The organism is Novipirellula galeiformis (assembly GCF_007860095.1).
Lineage (GTDB): Bacteria > Planctomycetota > Planctomycetia > Pirellulales > Pirellulaceae > Novipirellula > Novipirellula galeiformis.
This window is the reverse complement of record NZ_SJPT01000001.1, coordinates 944,024-964,374: the sequence shown is the minus strand read 5'-3', so window position 1 is coordinate 964,374 and position 20,351 is coordinate 944,024. Positions and strand designations below refer to the sequence as shown.

At 56.4% G+C, this 20,351-nt stretch carries 18 protein-coding genes; 9 read left to right on the top strand and 9 right to left on the bottom strand.

Features of this window, described 5'->3' with window-relative positions; genetic code table 11:
• Positions 1 to 156: 156 nt before the first annotated feature.
• From Pla52o_RS03445 to Pla52o_RS03435, 3 genes are all read right to left on the bottom strand, one after another.
• Entirely contained in the window at positions 157 to 2,322 is a 2,166-nt protein-coding gene (locus tag Pla52o_RS03445; protein ID WP_146593150.1) for a tetratricopeptide repeat protein, read from the bottom strand.
• Positions 2,323 to 2,499: 177 nt separating this feature from the next.
• The gene (locus Pla52o_RS03440; protein ID WP_146593149.1) at positions 2,500 to 3,258 is read right to left on the bottom strand and encodes a hypothetical protein; all 759 of its coding nucleotides are present in this window, start codon (positions 3,256 to 3,258) and stop codon (positions 2,500 to 2,502) included.
• 108 nt (positions 3,259 to 3,366) lie between these two features.
• A complete protein-coding gene (locus Pla52o_RS03435) occupies positions 3,367 to 4,641 on the bottom strand; it encodes a glycosyltransferase family 4 protein (RefSeq protein ID WP_146593148.1) in 1,275 nt (424 codons plus the stop codon).
• Positions 4,642 to 4,957: 316 nt separating this feature from the next.
• Here Pla52o_RS03435 and leuB point away from each other — a divergent pair, with 316 nt between their 5' ends.
• Positions 4,958 to 6,031 carry a 3-isopropylmalate dehydrogenase gene (gene leuB / locus Pla52o_RS03430; protein WP_146593147.1) on the top strand — a complete coding sequence of 358 codons (1,074 nt, stop codon included), beginning with the start codon at positions 4,958 to 4,960 and terminating at the stop codon, positions 6,029 to 6,031.
• 133 nt (positions 6,032 to 6,164) lie between these two features.
• Here the strand turns inward: leuB and Pla52o_RS03425 are convergent, their stop codons facing one another.
• From Pla52o_RS03425 to Pla52o_RS03410, 4 genes are all read right to left on the bottom strand, one after another.
• Complete coding sequence (locus tag Pla52o_RS03425; RefSeq protein ID WP_231612058.1) at positions 6,165 to 9,320, bottom strand: M28 family peptidase; 3,156 nt, start codon at positions 9,318 to 9,320, stop codon at positions 6,165 to 6,167.
• A 48-nt stretch (positions 9,321 to 9,368) separates the two neighbouring features.
• Positions 9,369 to 9,821 carry a hypothetical protein gene (locus tag Pla52o_RS03420; protein ID WP_146593146.1) on the bottom strand — a complete coding sequence of 151 codons (453 nt, stop codon included), beginning with the start codon at positions 9,819 to 9,821 and terminating at the stop codon, positions 9,369 to 9,371.
• 138 nt (positions 9,822 to 9,959) lie between these two features.
• Positions 9,960 to 11,006, bottom strand: coding sequence for a DUF3500 domain-containing protein (locus Pla52o_RS03415; protein WP_146593145.1), 1,047 nt, complete (start codon positions 11,004 to 11,006; stop codon positions 9,960 to 9,962).
• 173 nt (positions 11,007 to 11,179) lie between these two features.
• A complete protein-coding gene (locus tag Pla52o_RS03410) occupies positions 11,180 to 11,986 on the bottom strand; it encodes a WecB/TagA/CpsF family glycosyltransferase (RefSeq protein WP_146593144.1) in 807 nt (268 codons plus the stop codon).
• A gap of 333 nt (positions 11,987 to 12,319) precedes the next feature.
• Here Pla52o_RS03410 and Pla52o_RS03405 point away from each other — a divergent pair, with 333 nt between their 5' ends.
• The 7 genes from Pla52o_RS03405 to Pla52o_RS03375 all read left to right on the top strand — a co-directional run bounded on the left by Pla52o_RS03405 (position 12,320) and on the right by Pla52o_RS03375 (position 17,562).
• Positions 12,320 to 12,985 (top strand): class I SAM-dependent methyltransferase, encoded by a 666-nt coding sequence (locus Pla52o_RS03405; protein WP_231612057.1) that lies wholly within the window; start codon positions 12,320 to 12,322, stop codon positions 12,983 to 12,985.
• A gap of 366 nt (positions 12,986 to 13,351) precedes the next feature.
• Positions 13,352 to 14,146: a thymidylate synthase gene (locus tag Pla52o_RS03400; protein WP_146593143.1), complete on the top strand. Its 795-nt coding sequence runs from the start codon at positions 13,352 to 13,354 to the stop codon at positions 14,144 to 14,146.
• Positions 14,143 to 14,757, top strand: a complete 615-nt coding sequence (locus Pla52o_RS03395; protein WP_146593142.1) for a dihydrofolate reductase — start codon at positions 14,143 to 14,145, stop codon at positions 14,755 to 14,757. The genes Pla52o_RS03400 and Pla52o_RS03395 overlap by 4 nt, the downstream gene beginning before the upstream one ends.
• A gap of 162 nt (positions 14,758 to 14,919) precedes the next feature.
• Positions 14,920 to 15,291 (top strand): 30S ribosomal protein S13, encoded by a 372-nt coding sequence (rpsM, locus tag Pla52o_RS03390; RefSeq protein WP_146593538.1) that lies wholly within the window; start codon positions 14,920 to 14,922, stop codon positions 15,289 to 15,291.
• 108 nt (positions 15,292 to 15,399) lie between these two features.
• Positions 15,400 to 15,783, top strand: a complete 384-nt coding sequence (gene rpsK, locus Pla52o_RS03385; protein WP_008696448.1) for a 30S ribosomal protein S11 — start codon at positions 15,400 to 15,402, stop codon at positions 15,781 to 15,783.
• Between the two features lie 105 nt (positions 15,784 to 15,888).
• Entirely contained in the window at positions 15,889 to 16,884 is a 996-nt protein-coding gene (locus Pla52o_RS03380) for a DNA-directed RNA polymerase subunit alpha (RefSeq protein WP_146593141.1), read from the top strand.
• A 66-nt stretch (positions 16,885 to 16,950) separates the two neighbouring features.
• The gene (locus Pla52o_RS03375; protein WP_146593140.1) at positions 16,951 to 17,562 is read left to right on the top strand and encodes a bL17 family ribosomal protein; all 612 of its coding nucleotides are present in this window, start codon (positions 16,951 to 16,953) and stop codon (positions 17,560 to 17,562) included.
• A gap of 331 nt (positions 17,563 to 17,893) precedes the next feature.
• Here the strand turns inward: Pla52o_RS03375 and Pla52o_RS03370 are convergent, their stop codons facing one another.
• Together Pla52o_RS03370 and Pla52o_RS03365 are read right to left on the bottom strand one after the other, a co-directional pair.
• Complete coding sequence (locus tag Pla52o_RS03370) at positions 17,894 to 18,640, bottom strand: response regulator transcription factor (RefSeq protein WP_146593139.1); 747 nt, start codon at positions 18,638 to 18,640, stop codon at positions 17,894 to 17,896.
• A 56-nt stretch (positions 18,641 to 18,696) separates the two neighbouring features.
• Positions 18,697 to 19,635 (bottom strand): sensor histidine kinase, encoded by a 939-nt coding sequence (locus tag Pla52o_RS03365; RefSeq protein WP_231612054.1) that lies wholly within the window; start codon positions 19,633 to 19,635, stop codon positions 18,697 to 18,699.
• 387 nt (positions 19,636 to 20,022) lie between these two features.
• On the opposite strand from Pla52o_RS03365, the gene Pla52o_RS03360 reads away from it, so the two are divergent.
• Positions 20,023 to 20,340, top strand: coding sequence for a hypothetical protein (locus tag Pla52o_RS03360; RefSeq protein ID WP_231612053.1), 318 nt, complete (start codon positions 20,023 to 20,025; stop codon positions 20,338 to 20,340).
• The last annotated feature ends 11 nt before the right edge of the window (positions 20,341 to 20,351 follow it).

The following is a 20,351-nucleotide window of genomic DNA, read 5'->3' as shown; positions in this document are numbered from 1 at the left end:
TGGTTTGTCTCTGCTAAGAGTTAGCAGGGACCGCCGTGGACGAGTTCGGCCACCCTAAATTTGAATTGGGATGAAGCACTCGCCCCGAGATTCCCAACATCATTCAAACGCTGTAGCCCAGGGGCAACGCCCCCTGGGCTACGCCGGCTCCATCGATTAGTCCATTCCAGGAACCCACAACTTGCTGCCGCCACCGGAAGCGGGGTCTGCCGGTGCGGCGGCTCCACCACCGTCGGGCGTCCAGATTCCTCCGCCAGCGGCTTCCGCGCCCGCAGGGGCAACTCCGCCAGGACCGGGACCACGCTTGGGACTGCCATCGGGGCGAATCAAGCCCATCGAAATCAACATCTGCTGCAGCTGAGCCATCACTTCGGGCTCGTTGCCGTAACGCTGCGTCAGCGTTTCGATCGCCTTCTGGAATCCTTCGCCATCGCCAGCCTGCAATCGCAAGCTGACTTCGCTGAGCAACAAATTGGCGGTCGGCAACTGGTTTGCTTCGGCGAACGCCTTGGCTTCATCAATCGTCGCGATTGCGTCTTGGGCATTGCTCGAGGCGTTGACCAAGGTCGAATACGCCAACAATTTCGCCATCTTTTGATCTTCGGGCAACTCAGCCGCAATGATGCGTTGGGCGAAGTGTCGAATTGCCGGAGTCGCGGAAATTTGTTGCGCCCGTTGTAGCAAGTACAAGCACGATTCTTCGCTCAGTTGACTTGAATCAATCCGGTTCAAATCGGTATTGGACACCGATTCAATCTCGCTGTCTTGCAGCGTGATTGCTGGTAGCGGCTCAAGCTTCGCCAACGCATAGACTTTCTTGAGCACGTCCTCTCCCTTGGAGATCAACGCATCGTATTGCTCGGCAACACGCACGACCACGGTTCGCTCGAGCAATTTCGTCGCATCCTCGGCGGTCTCGACCAACGATGCATTGCCCAAGATACCAAGCTTGGCGTTCGCAATCGCAACCGGCATCCGCGTTTGAGTCAATTCCTCTTGCATCGCGTCGGCTTCCATCGCACTCGCTTTGAACCGCACCATCGCAACTTGCGGTTGCACGACGGCCAAGAAGGGAAGCGGATCGCTTGACTTCTGTTGCAATTCCACCGAATCGCCAATCACCTTCTGGATTTGAGCGCGCACATCATCGAGCACCGAGGAGGTCACGTCGTGAACTTCGATGCGTGCCGAACGGTCGGTTTGCTTGCCATAAACAAACGCCATCGCGTTGGCTTCGGGGATCTGATCAATCGGTGGCAAGCCTTCGCTGACCTCAGGGCGATCGCGATCGAGCACTTGGAAACCGGCACGTGGCGGGACATCGTCCTCGGACTCACGCATTTGAGCCAGCATCTCAGGGGGCAGCGGTGCAAAACGAGCATCAGCGATCATCGCCATTTCAACCGGCTCGGCGCTTTCGATGTCCGCATCCAAGCGGAAACATTCCGCGGCGAGATCTTTGTCTTCGGGGTTGACCAGGCACGATACCGCACGGAATTGAACGCGTTGTTCAAAATCGAGTGATTCGCAAGCCGACAATTTCTTCAAAAATTCGCTTTGCGCGGGGACATCGCCACGCCAAATCGCACAGGTCAACAAACCCGACAAAATCGAGGGCTCGTCCGGCAACGTCCGCCGCAGCGATTGGAACTTGGCTTCAGCGAGTAACACCTTGTTGCTGCGCAGCAGCGTGGCGGCTTCGTCATAACGCTCACCCCAATCTGCATCCGCAGGCCGCTCGATGGGTTGAGGGATCGACTTCACCAGCTGGCTAAGGGACGGTGAGCTGTTTAATTGACGCAGCAGCGACGCCGACATCTGGCTCCCTTCGTAGCCTTCCGCCATCATCGCCAAACTGGCGTAGACGCGTGCGGTGAGAAAGACCCCTTGGCGTCCGAGCAAAAACGCGACTGCCGAGGAAACATCCAACACAAACGCGTCGACGTCGCGACCGCTTTCGGTCAATGCTTCGAGCATCGAATCGGTTGCCGATTTGACGTCACCGCGGAAAACCTGAGCCGCCGCGCGCTGAGTCAACGCTAGCGGGTTACTCGGTTGCAAACGAATAAATCGATCCGCGTTCTCGGCCAACGTGTCATATTCACGCAAATCAAGCAGCAAGCGTCCCCGAATCGCCAATGCCCAGGCCGCATCAGGATGTTCCGAGAGGATGGTGGACAAACGATCCAGAGCGGGGACAACCTGTCCCCCCTCGACCATTTTCATCACACGATCAAGTTCGCTAACGGAATCCTTGCATTTGCAGAACTTGATTTTCTTTCCACTGCCACAAGGGCAGGTTGCATAGTGGTCGACTGACATCGGATGCTTGCTTACGCGAATAGGTAAATTGGTTCCCGCCGCACCATGCGGAGGCTGCCTCGGTGGACGAATTTACCATGATTCACCTACGAATCTGAACCCCCTGACGAAAATGCTTTGGAAAGTGGGGGCGAGCATCGGTAACGCGGGCCGAACGCGGGCCCGAATGGGCGGCAATTAACGCTCAGGCGTCCATTGCTTGACCGTTTGAATCGACGTCGGAGGGGGAAAATCGAGCAGCCCGTGATCGGTGATTCGATCGAGTTCCTGGTAGCGAATTTTGACGAGATCCGAAATCGGTGCGAACATTTCCGCGACATGGGCTTCGACGATCCGATGGACCACCGCTTCGTCCACCGTCTCGTTTCGCTTGAATTGCCGCTTGATCGTCGTTGGACTGTGCAAACGCTCTCGAAATCGTTGCTCCAATCCCGGGTCGACGGAGATTTGCACGTGGTCGAGCTCATGCAGCACCAGCCGATTCGTCCAAAAGGATTCGAATTCGGGGCATTGGCGAAACCAAACCGTATGCTCTCGCTCGATTCGTGCCTCCGTAAACCACACCGAAATACGAAGATCACGAACGTCCTCACCGCGATCCTCAAATTCCCATTGATTACGACTGCGAAAGTGATACTCCAGCCGATATTCCGTGGTGGCGGCGAGTCGTCGGCCTCGCCGCAGCCGCGCCAAGCGGGAATCCTCTTGCCAAGGCGATTGCATCGAATCGGGCCGAGGTCCATAGATAAAGCGAACATTCCCGCGTTCGATCAGCGACGCGATCGCTGCAGGAGGGGACGGCAAATCCGAGATCACGATCGGCTGTGACACCGCATCGGCTGGATCGCCTCTCTGCTCATCACCAAACGCAACCGATGATTCGGACACGGTATACGAAGCGAATCCAATGAATAGTATTCCCCAAACGCTTCGCATCGCCGATCCGTTTTGTCTTTGTTGGTGCTGGCGTCCTCAGTTTAGCGTGTACAGTCGCTCGAGGAGACGGTAGCCGTCTGCAGCGATCCCTCAAAGTCTACTTAGGAATTAACGCGTGTGTCCCACCGCCACGAAGTTGCCGCGTTGCGACACATGGGACTTGCTTGATCGCGGCGTTTCGGCGGCAACGTTAAGCAAGCTGCGATAAACCTCGGCTGTCCCCCGCGCCATCGAAAGGTCGGAAAAACATTGCGTTTGCCGCTCGTAAGCGGCTTCGGCCATGGTCGCCCAGTCATATTCGCCACGGACAAGCAACCGAATCTTATTGGCCAAACTGACCGAGTCACCGGGCTCGGCAAGCAATCCTTCGACGCCATCGGTCACCGCTTCGGGCGTTCCTTCGACGCGAGTCGCGATCACCGGAACCGCGGCTGCCATCGCTTCGAGCACCACCATCGGTAAGCCTTCGCCGAACAAACTTGGCAAGACGAGCGCATCGACCTTGGCAAGCTCCGCGGGAACATCGTCGGCGAAGCCCACGCGTTGGACATGGCGAGCGATGCCAAGTTGTTCGATGCGAGCGTTGATTTCGCTCTCGTACGCGTCGGTTTCAAAAGGACCGATACACTGCAGCACGACGTCATGCCCTTCCCCACGCAGGGTGGCCAATGCATCGAGCACGACCTCCAAACCTTTCCGTGGCCGCATCAATGCCACCATTCCTAAGACCCAGCGCTCGCCGGAGCGAGGAAAATGACTCCGTGATGGACGAATCGTAGGTACGCCGTTATGAACCACGGTGATGTTCTTCTCGTTTCCCCCTTTGGCAATGCAATCCGATCGCAAACTTTCCGAGACGGTGATTTGATGCGAACATCCAGTCAACGACATTCGTTCCATCAACGCATTGATTCGATTGCTCCAGGGGTTCGCTGAATCACGGGCCGCAGGGCTGTGGACGTGATAGACCCAGGGAATGCCCACCAACCGCGATGCCGCGGACGCCACCATTGCGGTGCGTGGGGTGTGGGCATGCAACAAATCGTAACCATACGAGCGGACCAGATCGCGAACGCGAAGCACGGCGCGGACATCGAAGCGATGTTTCATCGGGGCCAGGTGGCAACGGCCCCATTGCAGATTCTGTTCCGCCATGATTTTTGGGAATTTTCCTGGTTTGACACAAACGAAGTCGGCGGCGATCCCGCACGCCGGCAAGCAGCGGCCCAAGTGTGACTGGACGCGTTCGGCACCAGCAAAATGCTCGCCGTTGATCACATGCAATACCTTTGCTTGGATCGACCGAGACGATGACGGCGCGCTCGGCACGACGACAGGAACAGGAGTCGAATGCGACGTGAGATCGGTTTGGTTCTGCAACATGGGGGGTGCCGAGACGTTTGAGAAAACCGCGAAAGGATCCGCGAGGTCCGCAGAGCGAATCTCTACGGATATTGAAGCTTGGGACGATTTTGCCTCTCGGGCTGGCACGATCCCAGCGGACTTTCCCCCCAGGGTCCCCCCTTGATCGGGTTGCAACGAATGGAGAGGTTGTGCGAGGGGTGTGACGCCGCGGGTGGCGAAGATGGCGGTATGACGGCGGCATTTTTCTAGGACGACCGCGGATTGGGCAAATCGGCTTGTTGGACTAAATTAGTGGCTTATTCCATCCCACCCCTCTTGCCCCAAGGGCACTGCCTTGAAAGCGAACATCGTCCTCTTGCCTGGTGATGGCATTGGCCCCGAAATCGTCACCCAAGCTCAGCGAATTCTTGAAAAGATCGCGACTCTGTTTGGTCACGACTTTGCATTCTCGTCTCAGATGATCGGTGGCATTTCGATCGATCAATGCGGCGATCCCCTTCCTCAAGCGACCATCGACGCGTGCAAAGCGAGCGACGCGATCTTGTTGGGCGCCGTAGGCGGCCCCAAATGGGACGACCCTTCGGCCAAAACGCGTCCGGAGGCGGGTCTGCTAAAAATCCGCAAAGAACTCGGACTGTTCGCCAACTTGCGGCCGATTCGGTTGTTTGACCAACTCGTTGATTCCTCGCCGCTGAAACGCGAAATCATCGAAGGCACCGATATCCTGTTCTTTCGTGAATTGACCGGTGGCATTTACTTTGGCGAATCGGGCCGATCGGGCAGCGGCCCAGATGAAACGGCGTTCCAGTCGATGGCCTACAGCGTCCGCGAAGTCGAGCGCATCGTTCGCATGGCGGCCTTGGCGGCTCGGCAACGCGACAATCGGTTGACCAGCGTGGACAAAGCCAACGTGCTCGAGCCAAGTCGGCTATGGCGTCAAACCGCCGCGCGCGTGATGGCCGAAGAATTCCCCGACGTCCAATACGATGTCGTGCTCGTCGACGCGATGGCCATGCACTTGATCAATCGCCCACGCGATTTCGATGTCGTGGTCACGGGCAACCTGTTTGGCGACATCCTGACCGATGAAGCTTCGATGTTGCCCGGTTCGCTGGGGATGCTGCCGAGCGCTTCGCTGGGGTCCGATGGACCAGGGTTGTACGAACCGATCCATGGTTCGGCTCCCGATATCGCCGGCCAAGAGCTTGCCAACCCATTGGCGACGATCCTTGCTGCGGCAATGTTACTGCGTCACTCGTTGTCGCTGACCGAGGAAGCCAATGCGATCGAAAACGCAGTCGCCAACGTGCTCGCCGACGGGCTTCGCACCAAAGACATCGCTCGCGGCGGCAAGCACATCGGCACCCAGGAAATGGGCGCCGCCGTGCTCGAGCGACTGGTGAAGTAGCTTCACGAAGTGAACCCAGGGGGATAGGCTTCCCGCGATTCGTTTTAGGAACGCCCCGCTTGGAAGCCTAGCCCGCGTCGTCGATGACCGGCTCGACGACTGTCCCACCAAGTCTAACCGAAGCCCACCGAGGCTATTCGCGTGCGGTGGGGGTGATTTTCATGGTCACGGTCTTTTCGCCTCGCTGAACGGCGATCTCGACTTCCTCCCCGATCTTCAAGGCTTCGATCGCGTAAGTGTAATCGTAGATATCTTCGATTTTACGCCCTGCCAAGCGAACGATCACGTCACCTCCGCTGACCCCTGCTTTTGCCGCAGGCCCCCCGCCGGCAACACCGCTCAGTTTCAAGCCTTTGACCTCGCCCGCAGCGTAGTCGGGGATCGTCCCAAGGTAGGCGGTGAGTACCGCGCGAGGCGTTTCCCCCCGTTTCTCGCCTTCATCGAGTTCAAACTTGGGCGGTTCGTCCGCAATCAAAAACCCGCGAGTCAACAGCGCAAACAAACGCGAGATTTTTGCAGCACCGTCATAGTTCACCTTGTCCGCTGTATCGCGTGGCGTGTGATAATCCTCGTGAGCCCCAGTGAACGCGGACAGAATCGGCACATCGCGAGCCACAAACGCCGATGCATCGGTCGGCAATCGCGTGCTGGTTTTATCCAACTGCAATTCCAAGCCGACCGGACCGTTGCGGCGTTGGACCTCGTTTTCAAATCCCGGGGACGAACCAATCCCTTGAACGATCAACTTTTCACGCAGTCGTCCCACCATGTCGAGGTTTAGGTAGGCTGCCATCGCCTGCGTCAAAGGCTCCGCATCGCTGCTGACGCCATGAGCGTGAGCATGAGCGTGAGGATTCGCCTCGCCATCCGCAGCGGCATTCGTTATCGGCTGCGGCGCCTGAGGATACAGCGTGTAAAACTCGCTGACAAAATGCTGGGATCCGAACAACCCTAATTCTTCACCGCTCCACGCCGCGATCAACAAGTCTCGCTTCGGTTTCAATCGGCCCGCCGATTTCTCAGCGGCAAGGTGCTGTGCGATTTCGAGCATAGCGCCGACGCCGCTGGCGTTATCGTCCGCACCAAAGTGAATGGACTGTTCCTCGTCATCACGAGCCAAACTATTACTGCCGCCGCCGCGACCAAGATGGTCCACGTGAGCCCCGATCATGACGACCGGATACGTTTGACGATTCGGTTGGACCGGCAATCGCGCGATTACATTTCGTCCGATCCCCGTCTTGCGTTCGATACCCACGGTCGATGAAACGGAGACACCCTCCAGCGGGAATCCCATCTGTGGCGAACCATCATCGAACGTTGCTTGGGTTTCGCCCAGCTTCTTGTTGGCGATTTGGAACATTTCCTCCGCCACTTGATTGGTGATCGTCAGCGCCGCGATGCTGACGCCAGCCTGGGACGCGTCGCGATCAAAGTGAATCAATTCGCGAGTCACTTTGCTGGTTGGCCCCGCCACAAAGAGGATCCCTTTGGCCCCGTGGTCGCGTGCGACGGTGGCTTTGCGGCGTGGCGAACTGTAACGCGCCATCTGTTGCCGTCGCTCGGGAGTGATCTCTTGGGGCAAATCGCGAAACACCAACACCCATTTACCGGCAACATCGAGATGCACGTAGCTATCGTATTCTTCGACGTCGTCGCCACCGGGCACACTCATGCCATAGCCCGCAAAAACGACTTCCGTCGCCTCGATTTCTCCGTCACTTGAAAATGAAAGCGGACGCCACTGTTGATTCAAATCGAGCGTTTTGTCGCCCAGTGCCATCGCATTCGCAGCGGTCAAGCTAGATCCGGCGGGGAACTCGAACTCTTGAAAGAAGCTGCCGTTGGCACCAGCGGGCTCGAACCCGAGGCTTTGTAAATAGGCAGCCACATACGCCGTAGCGCGGCGTTCCCCGTCGCTGCCGGTCATTCGTCCGGCCAATTCGGGGCGTGTCAAATAATCAACATGCCGCATCACATCGGCGGGTGAAAACTCGGGCGAGGTGTGTTCTGCGGACGCGACCGCAGCCAAGCGATCCTCACTCGACTCGGACTCAGATTCGAGCTTCAGCAGTTCACGTGCATGGGCGTCGTTCCAATCGCCGATGAAAATTTGGGATCGCTTTCCTTTGCTGCGCGTCGAGGTCCACGATAATCGCTTAGCGTCGGGCAAGAAGACGGGCAGTCCATCAAAACCATCGGTATACGTCACCCGGACTGGTTCCCCCTGAGCATCGGCGCGAACGAGGTAGAGCTCAAAATTTGCGAAACCATGTTTGTTGGTCGTGAAAATCAAGTAGTCGCCGCTGGGGTGATAAAACGGAGCCCAGCTCATCGCTCCAAAATCGGTCAAACGGCGAACGTCGCTACCGTCGATGTTCATCGTAAAGATTTCAGCGGTGGCTCCGTCCTCGGAAAAACGTCGCCAACAAATTCGCTCTCCGTTAGGCGAGAAAAACGGGCCTCCGTCATAACCCGGCTCGGTGGTCAAGCGGCGCACATTCGTGCCATCGGCATTCATGATGTACAAATCGATCATGAACGCCGGATCGATCTCAAACTTTGCTTGCTCGACGGCCGTCAATTCACGCGAGTAGGCTTCGCGATTGGACGCGAAGACGATCTGAGTTCCATCGGGGCTGTAGCTCGCTTCGGCATCGTAGCCCTGCGCTTCGGTCAAGCGGTTGTACTGGCCATCGGCAACCCGCTCGTATAATTCGTAGTTCTCGTCGTAGTCCCAAGCGTAGCGGCGTTGCTTCCCGCTGGCTCGCAGTTCAATCTCGTCCTCTTGCTTTTGCTTTGCCGCAGGATCCTCGTGCGTACTAGCGAACAACACTCGATTGCCCTCGGGATGGATCCATGCACAGGTCGTCTTGCCGATTCCTGGAGACACTTTTTCAATGTCACCCGTTTCCAGATCGGTGAGATAGATTTGATAGAACGGGTTCGCGGGATCCCGTTCACTTTGGAAGACCATGTGACGAGCATCAGCGCTAAAGTAACCTTCACCGGCGCGGCGGCCCTCGAACGTCCACTGCCGTACGTTGTCGACCAAGGCCCGCTCTTGGGCTCCCGTTTCAGGAACCTGCGACTTGGCTGCAGCCACAGCCGCTGAATCCGCCTTCGAATCGGAATCCGCCTTCGAATCGGGCTCGGTTTCGGTCCGAGCGGCCTCGGCGACCGCGGCCGAGGCCACGGTAGGAGGCTTTGCTGCCACGGCGGAATTCACGACCAAACCACTTGCCGACAATCCGGCAACGACAACGAACGAGCACAGAAGCCTCGACATTTTCAATCCATTTGAGTTAAGGGAAACACGTCTCACACGCGTACGATTCTAAGGACTTTTCAGCCCGTGAGCACCACGCAGGCAAATCAGTCCTTCGCTCCAACGCACGAACAGCGCACGCCGCTCGTCTTCGCGGTCAAACACTCGGACCACATTGATCTTGTGACGAATGTCATCCTTCACCAACCCGTACAATTCGTCATAAACGGGGGCCGCGTCGGGAACCTCGTCGGACGAATCGACCTCGCCTGACGAACCGGCCTGGCCTGACGAATGGGCCTCGCTTAACAAATGGGGTGGTACCCTACGCGCGGTCGCTTCAAAGCGAAACACTTGGAACCAACCGGGGCGCTGCACCGCAACCATCCGCACGCTCTTTAACTTGGCGGTGCGGCCATAGTAGCCGTTTTCCGAAAGATGCTTGCGAATCGCCAGCTCCATGTCGCGATCACCGCACCAATTATCCCATCGCTCACGCAGATGCTTTAACCAATCGAGCATAGTGCCTTACCAGGAACGATCACCAAAACCTTCCCCGGCAGATCGCCCCGGGGTTGGTAAGCTAAACGTGTCAGCGAGGGAATCTCACTCTTGACTCAGTCCCTCGCTGATCAGTCCCTCGCTTTCACCAACCGAAGTCTATTTGATCGGCAAGTCAAAATCGCCAGTCAGGTCACGCCAGACGCAGTGGATATGATTCGCAGGATTCCCCGATGCATCCGCCTGAGTGTTCACAAACTCAATCAAAAAATCTTTACCGCGAATGCGATAGTAATGTCCGATCCCTGGCTCCAGGGCTCCGGCCCATGCGAAATAGACGTGCTGCCATCCGTTGGTCTCGATCAATTCACGACGCGTTTGAGCCGTCTTTTCAGGAACCGCATCGACATAAACGCCGACGAGCCGTTTCAATAACTCGGCCTGTTTCGGCGACAACTTGTCAAAAGCGATCCCTTCAGGCTCACCGACTTGAGGCTGTGGCTCTCCGGCAAAACGCACTTCTTTGAGCGCTTTTTCGTCGATGATGGCGACTTTCTTCTGAGCTTCGTCCAAGCGGTTGACGAGCTCAAAGCCCAGATCCTCTTCCTCGCTCAGCACGCGCGTCCCCTTGCCCAGCGGTCCTTCGACATCGCTCATGATTTTTGCCGGATTGGTCGCAAAGAATTGTGGCGAGCTGTCGACCAACTTGCCGTCACGGCAGCTGAAGTTTAGCGAGAGGTGATGCCCTTCGAAGCTGAGACCCCACAGTTCGGTTTCGCTGGGAGTACCGAAGATCGTCACGTAATATTTTTGAGAGTCGCGTCGCGATTCGCTGCCGGGACCTTCCAATTGGCGAAGCACGCCTTCGAGCAACATGATCTTGCTCGCCTTGCCGTAACCCGCTTCGCTCAGTGCCGAACGCAACAGACGCAGCGCCGCGGTTCGCTGAGCCGTGTTCATCTCCTTCAAAACCAAACCTTTGCGAGTTGGCATCGGTATGAAATGCCAATCAACTCGTTCGGCCGAATCATAGTCTTTCGCCACGAGAGCGGCTTGCTTTTCGTCGAGCGTTTCCAAAAACGCATCGGCGAACATCTTCATTTGCATCCCTGGCGGATCGGCAACCTTCATCCCAATCAACAAGCCAAGCGAGGTGCATCCGCCGATCAGCAAGAGGGCGGAAACAGCGACACGGAACGAACGCATCCTAGGTTTTGTCACAGGAGAGGCTTTCACACGAGAGAGGGAGGGGGAAGGTGGGACGCCCACAGTGTAATAAACATCCCTACGATCCGCAAAACGGGACTTATACGCCCCCCGTGAAGCTCTCATTCCCAGGCTCTTGCCCGGAGAGCCCTCCGGCGCGTGCCGCGTTTGCGTTAGCCAAACAACACATCGCTTTGCGGTTTAACCCCTGCCTCGGGGTGCCGTTTATAAAGACGCAGCTTTTGCAACGCGAACAAAGAGACAAACGCGGGATTCGTCGTGGCATAGCGTTTCCACAATCGCTTCGGTTCGCGAGTAAAACGAAACAGCCATTCCAAGCCAAGACGCTGCATCCACGGCGGGGCTTGGGCCAGCTTCCCAGCGTGAAATGCAAACGCGGCTCCCACCGCGATCATCGGCATACTGACTCGCTCACGCATCTCATAGGCAAACACCTCTTGGCGAGGACAGCCGAGACCGACGAAGCAAATCCCAGCACCGCTGCTGCGAATCTCGGCGGCCAACTCATCCCGCTCGGCAACCGTCAAGTGGCGGAATTTGGACGCTCGCTTTCCGGCAATTTGAAGTTTCGGGAACTGTGCACCGAGATTCTCGGCAAAACCATCGAGCATCTCTTGGGTCGCACCAAACAAAAAGATCGAGACTCCTGCCGCCGCCGCCGCTTCACAAATTTTCAACGTCAAATTCGGACCATAGACGCGATCGGACAACCCACACCCGTACAACCGATTCAGCGCCCAACGAACCGGTTGGCCATCGGGGCACACCAAATCAAACTGATTCAAGCGGTACTGGTGCTCACGATCTCCGACTCCTGTCATCACCCCGTGCACCGCCAACGCGGTGACCGCGAGCGGTTCGCCTTTGCGGCCCGCTTCGACAACTTGCTGCACGGCCGATTCGTAATCGATCGCACTGACGTTGATCCCCAGAACATTAAACTTTCCTAAATCAATCATCGTCTTTCTAGCTGTCTTCAAAGAGTGGGATTCGCCAGCGTGACCCGCCGTAACATATCCGACGGGGTGGGCGAACAATTCTCCGCGATGCGTGGGCCGTGACGTCGACCGTCCACTCGCGGCCCCCATCCACGACGGCCCGTCAAAGCAAGCGCCTCCCTAGAGAGGTATTCACGAAGGATCGATCGTAGCCAGCAAACCCCGTTTTGGGATAGGCGTGCAGCCATTTTAGTAGAAAGATAAACACATAAAACGCCGAGTGTTTAGAATGCACGCGCAAAAATAGCTCGCCGCGTTAGCCTCCCTCGCTATCCTTTTTGCTGGAACCACAACGTGACACTCTCTCGCACCCTTGAACCCGAGACCATGGATGGGCTTGACGAAGCGGTGGCTTACCTTGAGATGAACCATTCGGCGGTCAATCGCTGCTTTGTCGACGACCTCTTCGCTGGCGGATCCACGGGCCCCCGAGTGATCGATCTCGGTTGCGGGCCGGCGATCCTCTCCATCGAAATCGCCTCGCGGGCCCCCACGATCGAAGTGATGGGCATCGATTTATCGGGCGAGATGCTCGATCTAGCCAAGATCGAAATTGATCTTGCTGGCATGCTGTATCAAATTTCGCTTCACCAGGCGGATGCGAAATCGATGGAACCGTATGAAGACGAGATCGCCGATACGGTCGTTTCGAATAGCTTGCTACATCACTTGGAAAATCCCGCGTCCACGATCAAGACCGCGATGCGCTTGGTCAAAACCGAAGGTCGTGTCTTCATTCGAGACCTGATGCGTCCGGACACCGAAGCGGCTTTGGAAAGGCTCGTTCAATTACACGCCGGTGATGAAAACGAAGTCGCCCAGCAATTGCTGCGACAATCGCTGCACGCCGCTCTGACGCTCGATGAAATCCGCAAGATTGCCCAGGCATGTGGAATCGATCCCGACTGCGTTCAGAGCACGAGCGATCGACACTGGACGATTGACTGGACGCGTCCCTGAGGCACAGCCGATAAGATAAATTCATGAAGCGATTTTTCAGCTGGCGAATCGGATCGCGATAGAGAGCAGCAGCCCCCCCATTGTTTTCAGGGACACCGCTACCCGCACCGCTTGGCGAACACAGAACGCTTGGCGAACAAGCACTCCCCCCGCTGACGCTTCACGAGGCAATTTTGGGGTCCACCTTTCCGGGGCCTGCATCCTTTTCGGGGCCCGCACTACGGATCTACGCAAAATCGCCCAGTCTTCCGCTGCTTCCTCTCGGAAGAGAACACTTTCCTACATAGAATTTAGCCACTCACGATTGGCCGGTAACCTTCGCTGCCGTCGATCACCTCTCTCCCTCCTCCGCCCAAACTTCTTACGATGCGAACTTACCTACAACTGCTCGATGAAGTCTTGAATCATGGCTTGGACCGCGACGACCGCACCGGCGTGGGGACCCGAGGATTGTTTGGTCGTCAAATGCGCTTTGACCTCAGCGAAGGATTCCCCTTGCTGACGACCAAGAAACTCCACGTCCGCTCGATTTTGCATGAATTGCTGTGGTTTCTCTCTGGCGATACGAACATCCACTACTTGCGTGAAAACGGCGTCAGCATTTGGGACGAATGGGCCGATGAGGATGGCAACCTTGGCCCGGTCTATGGACAACAGTGGCGTTGCTGGGAGGGAGGAAACGGCGAGACGATCGACCAAATCGCCCGAGTCACCCAAGAGATCCGCGAAAACCCCGAATCTCGGCGTCTGGTGGTTTCGGCATGGAACGTCCACCAGATCGATCAAATGGCACTGCCCCCGTGTCATTTGCTGTTCCAGTTCTACGTGGCCGGCGGAAAGTTGTCTTGCCAACTCTATCAACGCAGCGCCGATCTGTTCTTAGGCGTTCCCTTCAACATCGCCAGCTACGCCTTGCTCACCATGATGATGGCGAAGGTGACCGGGCTCGAGGCGGGCGATTTTGTCCACACGCTCGGCGACGTCCATCTCTACCGAAACCACTTTGATCAGGCGCGTGAACAACTCACACGGCACCCCAAACCGCTGCCCAAGATGCAAATTCAATCTGCCCCCGACACACTCGACGGGTTTGTTTTCGACGACTTTAAACTGATCGACTACAACCCCGATCCAAGCATCAAAGCCCCGATCGCGGTATGAACCCAAGCGGCGACCTCACTTCCTCGGCCCCTCGATCTCGATCGGCCCGTCAATCTCGATCGGCCCGTCAATCTCGCGTAATCGCGTTGGTTGCCATGACCCCTACGGGGGTGATTGGCAAGGATGGCGACATGCCTTGGCGGCTGCGCAGCGATCTTCAGCGGTTCAAAAGCCTGACCATGGGAGGCACCTTGATCATGGGGCGCCGCACCTATGATTCCATTGGGCGACCGCTGCCCGGGCGTCGCACCATCGTGATCACGCGCAACCCCGATTGGCACAGCGCAGGGGTACTACGAGCGGAAAACCCTGCGGAATCGCTAAAACTAGCCGAACAATCCGCCACCGCTCTGACGGAAACTTCCGCCACCCCTAATGGGGCACTTGTCAATCGAGACGTGTTTGTCGTAGGCGGAGCGGAGGTCTACCACCAGTTGATACCGGAGTGTGACGAAGTGTGGCTAACTCGTGTCTGGTCAACGGTTTCGGGCGACACGATTCTGCAGATCGACCTCTCTAATTTCCTTCAAATCGAACAAACTCGACTCCCCGCCTCTGCGAAAAACAGTGTTCCCACGGAGTTCCTCCGCATGGTTCGCAGAAATTCTTAGAAAAATCATCCCACGTCCCCATTGAGCAAAAAGGGGGCCAGACGGTATAGTCCGGAATTCTTGGCCGATGCACCGTCTACATCCCGATGATGTCCCAACGTGTTCGTCGTATTTTGCCGACCATCTGATCGATACTTCAGGAGTTAAGCTATGCCCCGTCTGATGGGCGTCGATGTGCCAAACGACAAGCAAATCCAATATTCGCTGACCTATTTATTTGGGATCGGTCTGCATACGGCCCGTGAGGTGTGCGAAAAGCTTGGGATTGAGCCGACTCGAATCGCAAACGACCTAGCTGAGGATGAACTCAGCCGAATCACCGCATTACTCGAGCGTGACTACACCGTCGAAGGCCCCCTTCGTCGTCAAATCACTCAAAACATCAACCGACTTCGCGAAGTCCGCTGCTATCGCGGCATCCGACATCGCGTCAGTTTGCCTGTCCGTGGCCAGCGAACCAAAACGAACGCTCGGACCCGTAAAGGCCCACGCAAGACCGTTGCAGGCAAGAAGGGCGTCAAGGATTTGCGCTAGCAAGTCTGATGGCCGAGCGAGTTGGCACCGCCAACCTGCTCGCCATGCCTCCCACCTTCAGCGTCAACTTCCACCACCTCAACAACCTTCACTGATAGAGACTTTGCAGTGGCAAAGACAAATAAAAAGAAGCGAGTTCGCCGTAACGTCACCAGCGGCATTGCGCACATCCACGCAACGTTCAACAACACCACCGTCACCATCACCGATCCCAAGGGTGACACGTTGTGCTGGGCGAGTGCCGGAACCAGTGGCTTCAAAGGAAGCCGTAAAAGCACTCCGTTCGCCGGCCAATGTGCGGCACAGCAAGCTGCCGAGAAGGCCACCAAGTTCGGCATGCGTGACGTTGAAGTCCGCGTGAAGGGCCCAGGCTCAGGTCGCGAGAGTGCGATTACCTCGCTTCAAGCAGCAGGTTTGAATGTGAAGTTGATCGAAGAAGTGACTCCGATCCCTCATAACGGTTGCCGTCCTCGCAAAAAGCGACGCGTGTAACCTGCGGCTTCCCCTTCCGCGTTTGCAACTCGGCTGCGGCTGTAAGCCCCGCTATGCTCGCAGCCGCTACCATCCCAACACACTCAAACCACATATTGAGGCTTTATGACGATGCACATTCGATGGCGTGGCATGGAACTTCCAAGCTCGCTCGAAGTCGATCGCGATACCCTCACATCGACCTACGGAAAATTTTCGGCTGAACCTTTCGAGCGTGGCTTTGGTGCAAGCGTGGGCAATAGCCTGCGACGCGTGCTGCTGAGCAGCTTGATGGGCAGTGCGGTCACGCAAATCAAAATCCGCGGCGCTCAGCATGAATTCACCACCATTCCTGGGGTGATGGAAGACATGACTGAGATCGTGTTGAACGTGAAAAGCCTCGTCGTCCGCAATCACACCGAAGCCACTCGCGTGATCACGGTCGAACGCGATAAAGCGGGACCGATCACCGGCGCCGACATCCAAACCGATGCCGACGTTGAGATCATCAACAAAAATCACGTCATTGCGACCCTCACAGACGACGTTCCATTCATGATGGAAATGGTCGTTGAAAACGGTCGTGGTTACGTCCCGAGCACTGAACACAGCAGCGTGGACCACGAGATTGGAATCATTCCAATCGATGCGGTCTTCAGCCCGATCACGCGTGTGCGTTACGAAGTCGAGGAAACTCGTGTTGGTCAAAAGACTAACTTCGACCGCCTGATGCTGGAAGTTTGGAGCGATGGCAGCGTGAGCCCTGAGTTGGCGTTGGTGGAATCGGCGAAGATTCTCCGCAAGCACCTCAACCCATTCGTTCAATACCGCGAACTCGGCCCGAGTATCTTCTCGGCAGCACGCGGGGGAACGGGATCGCCCGAGGCACAACTCGAAGCGAAGCTCAACATGACGCTGGGCGATCTGCGATTGTCGGTCCGAGCAAACAATTGCTTGGAAAGCGAAAACATCATGACCGTTCGCGACTTGGTGCAACGCTCCGAAGACGCACTGCTTGAAGTTCGCAACTTTGGCGACACAACGCTAAACGAAGTACGCGAGAAACTCTCACAGTACGGTTTGCATCTTGGCATGCGAGTGCCAAACCAACCTTTGTTCTAAGATGGCCCCCAGCCATCAACGACCCCCTTACAAATTCCCTTAGAAACTTTTGACGGATATTCCGCCATGCGACATCGACGAAAAGGCCGCGTGCTTGGACGAAGTCCTAGCCACCGCAAGGCGCTGCTGAAGAACTTGGCCAGTGCTCTATTCCTTACTGAACGCGATGCATCCCTCGACGACAACGCGCCGAAGGTGACAGGCCGTATCATCACGACCCTGCACAAAGCCAAAGAGGTTCGCCCCTTGGTTGAAAAGTGCATCACGATCGCGAAAAAGTCCATTCCTGCGGCTGAAGAAGCTCGCAAGTACGCTGCTCCTGCCGAACGTGGCAGCGACGCATACAAGAAATGGCGAACCAGCGATGACTGGAAGAAATGGGCTGCCGCTCGTGCCCCCGTCGTTGCCGCTCAACGACGCGTGGTGCAACTGATTGGCGATCGCCAAGCTACCAGCATCCTGTTCGACACCATCGCGGAACGCTTCGTCGAACGCCCAGGTGGATACACACGCATCCTGCGTTTGGCCAAGCCACGACTCGGCGATGCCGGCACCCGAGCAATCCTCGAACTGGTTGGCAAAAACGACCGCGTGAAGCGCAAAGCCGAACGCCCTGCGTTTGAGTCCGAAGCGCCAGCACAAGAAAGCGAAACCGTCGCTGCTTCCAGCAACGAGTAATCAAAATATCGGATCCGCAAATATGCGGTTCAAATCCACTAAAAGCCAATCTGCTGTACAAGCAGGTTGGCTTTTTTCGTGGCCTGGCTTCATCGGGGGGCAAGAACGAGCGAGATTGGCCCTATCTCTTGCGGTCGTCCCTTGCGGTCGCATTTTTACACTTGATGTCGTGAGCAATCCCCGACGCTCGCCCCTGCTCTGGCGAACGCCGTTACGGCCTGAACCCTACGCCATTTGCCACATTGCTCCTGGCAAATCGGGGAGCCTTCGGCCCGGCCCCATCGAACAGCGCGACTTCAAAACAGACGCGTCGCATTGCGCATGACACGGGCTAGCTCCCATCGCGTTCGCTTGGGTTGGGCTCCAAGACAAATCGGTAGCCGGCGTCACGAATCGTCAAAAGATGAACCGGGACCGAGCTATCCGGCTCAATGATCTTTCGCAGCCGCGCGATGAATTGGTCGACCGCACGGGTCTGCAGATTTCCCGACATCCCCCAGACTTCGCTCAACAGTTCGTCGCGACGAATCACTCGGTTGGGATTTTCGACGAAGTAACGAAGCAGCCGCAGCTCCTTGGGCGTCATCCGCACGGACTTGCCAGCGACCAGCACTTCGTGCGTTTCAAAATCAACGTTCACCGATCCAAATTGGATCTTATCCACCGTGGCCCGCTGCTTCTTGGCCGCGGGCTTACTGCGCTCACCCCCGGAAATTTGCAGCAAGTTTTTGATCCGACTGAGCAGCTCATCCAGCTCAAACGGCTTACTCATGTATTGATTTGCACCGACATCAAATCCGCGTGTTCGGTCTTCCGCAAGCGTCCTGGCTGATAACATCAACACCGGAATCATCGAGCCACTTTCGCGTATCGACTCGCATACCGAATAGCCACTCATTCCGGGCAGCATCAAATCGAGCACCATCAAATCGATCGAAACGGTACTGGACTCGATCAAACGCAAAGCCGTCGGCCCGTCCTCGACCAACGACACCCGATACCCCTCCGCTTCGAGGTTGTACTTGATGCCAACCCCGAGATGCTTTTCGTCTTCAACAACTAGAATATGAGCGCTCATGATGACTGCTTATTTAATGCCTTTCGCGATTGTCCTCGTCGGTCTGCGCCTTGGACCTACGGTGAACTCGTTTCGGGGCTGGCGACCAGCCCACCAAGGGTGACTTGAAATTCCGTTCCCGGTTGGTCGGTGCGATCCAAGATCCGCACGGTTCCTCCCACCGTTTTGGTCACATTGCGAACCAGATGAAGCCCCAGCCCGGTGCCCGGCTGACTACGCTCCAACTCGTTACCCAACCGCACGAACCGTCCAAACACTTTACGTTTCTGGTTTGCCGGAATGCCATTTCCGTTATCGATGATCGACACCACGACTTGCTGGTCGCCGGTAACCCGAACCGTTACCGCTACCCGCGAGGGTGTCCCGCCATACTTTACCGCGTTATCAATGAGATTTCGAAACAAGATTTCCAACTGCACCGGTTGGCTACGCAGCGTGATTGGGGGGCTATCGACCGTGATCGTGTCCTGCGGAACTCGATACTGCAAGCAGGCTGCGGAACTGCATTGGATCAACAACTGATCCAAACGGACACGCTCGCTCTCACTCGGCTCGGTTCCTCGTTCGATCCGAGCGGCATCGAGCAGGTGATTGATCAAGGCATCGAGTCGCTCAACATCTTCAAGCATGAAACGATGAAAATCCTTCTGCTGCTCTTCGCCAACGCTTCGCCGAGTCAAGGTTTGCAAATAGAGCTTTAATGAAGCGATCGGGCTTTTCAGCTCGTGGGTAACCGAATCAATAAAGTTCGATTGCCGTCGATTCAAATTCACCGCCTTGACCGTCAAAGTAAGATAGGCGATCGAACCGGCCAGCATTCCGGCAAGCAGGATCGCTCCGGTGGCAAGAATCACCCAAAAAACGGGCTTCGAAGCCTGCCCTCCCTGGGCGCTCAACCAGCTGGCGATCACCCAAACGGCCGCTAACACAACGACGATGACGATCATCACCACTCCCAATGTGATGGGAGCCGTCAAGGAACGACGTTCAAACATACTTGAGGCCATAGAGAACTACACAGCGAGTCATCAAGAGGAAAAAAACAGCCAACCGAACACATCCCCCCCAACAAAGGGTAGAATATGCATCAGCCCAGCTGACAAGAGATTCGGTTTACGGAAAATAAAGTGGGCACTTCGCACTGGACTTTGGAAATTCTTTGATTCTGCCAGTGACGCTAATGTATAAATTGGCAATAATGATGGTAATGAGGCGTTGAGATCCTCCTTAGCGGCGTACACTGGAGCAGGCCGATGGGTGCTGAAACAAGAACACGGCGTTTTTCTGAACGAACGATTCGGCAGGTACGTTTGGATTGTAACCGCGCCATGACTCGTGCACGCTTTTGTCCTGATCAAAGCGACATTATTCAGTTGCGCTGCGTGGATGAATCCTGCGAATCCGAACAAGCTTTCGGAAACCAGCTCTGGTATTTTGAAAGCATCGGCATCGACGACGACCGTCTCCGGCACAATGTATTCGGAGTGGTCGAGTATTCCGTCCAATTCGGACTGCACGAATTGGTCGACGACGGCGTTTTTGAATCCGAACCGCAACGCGAGCGATTCCGCCACCTCTATGAACGCGAAGTCCATCCCCCATCGTGGCGACAACCCGCTCACCGGTGGTTGGCGATTGGTTTGGTCGCGGTAACGCTTATCTGGTTGTCGTATCTCTTGCTCCGCATTTTGTCGGCCTAGAGATTGGACAC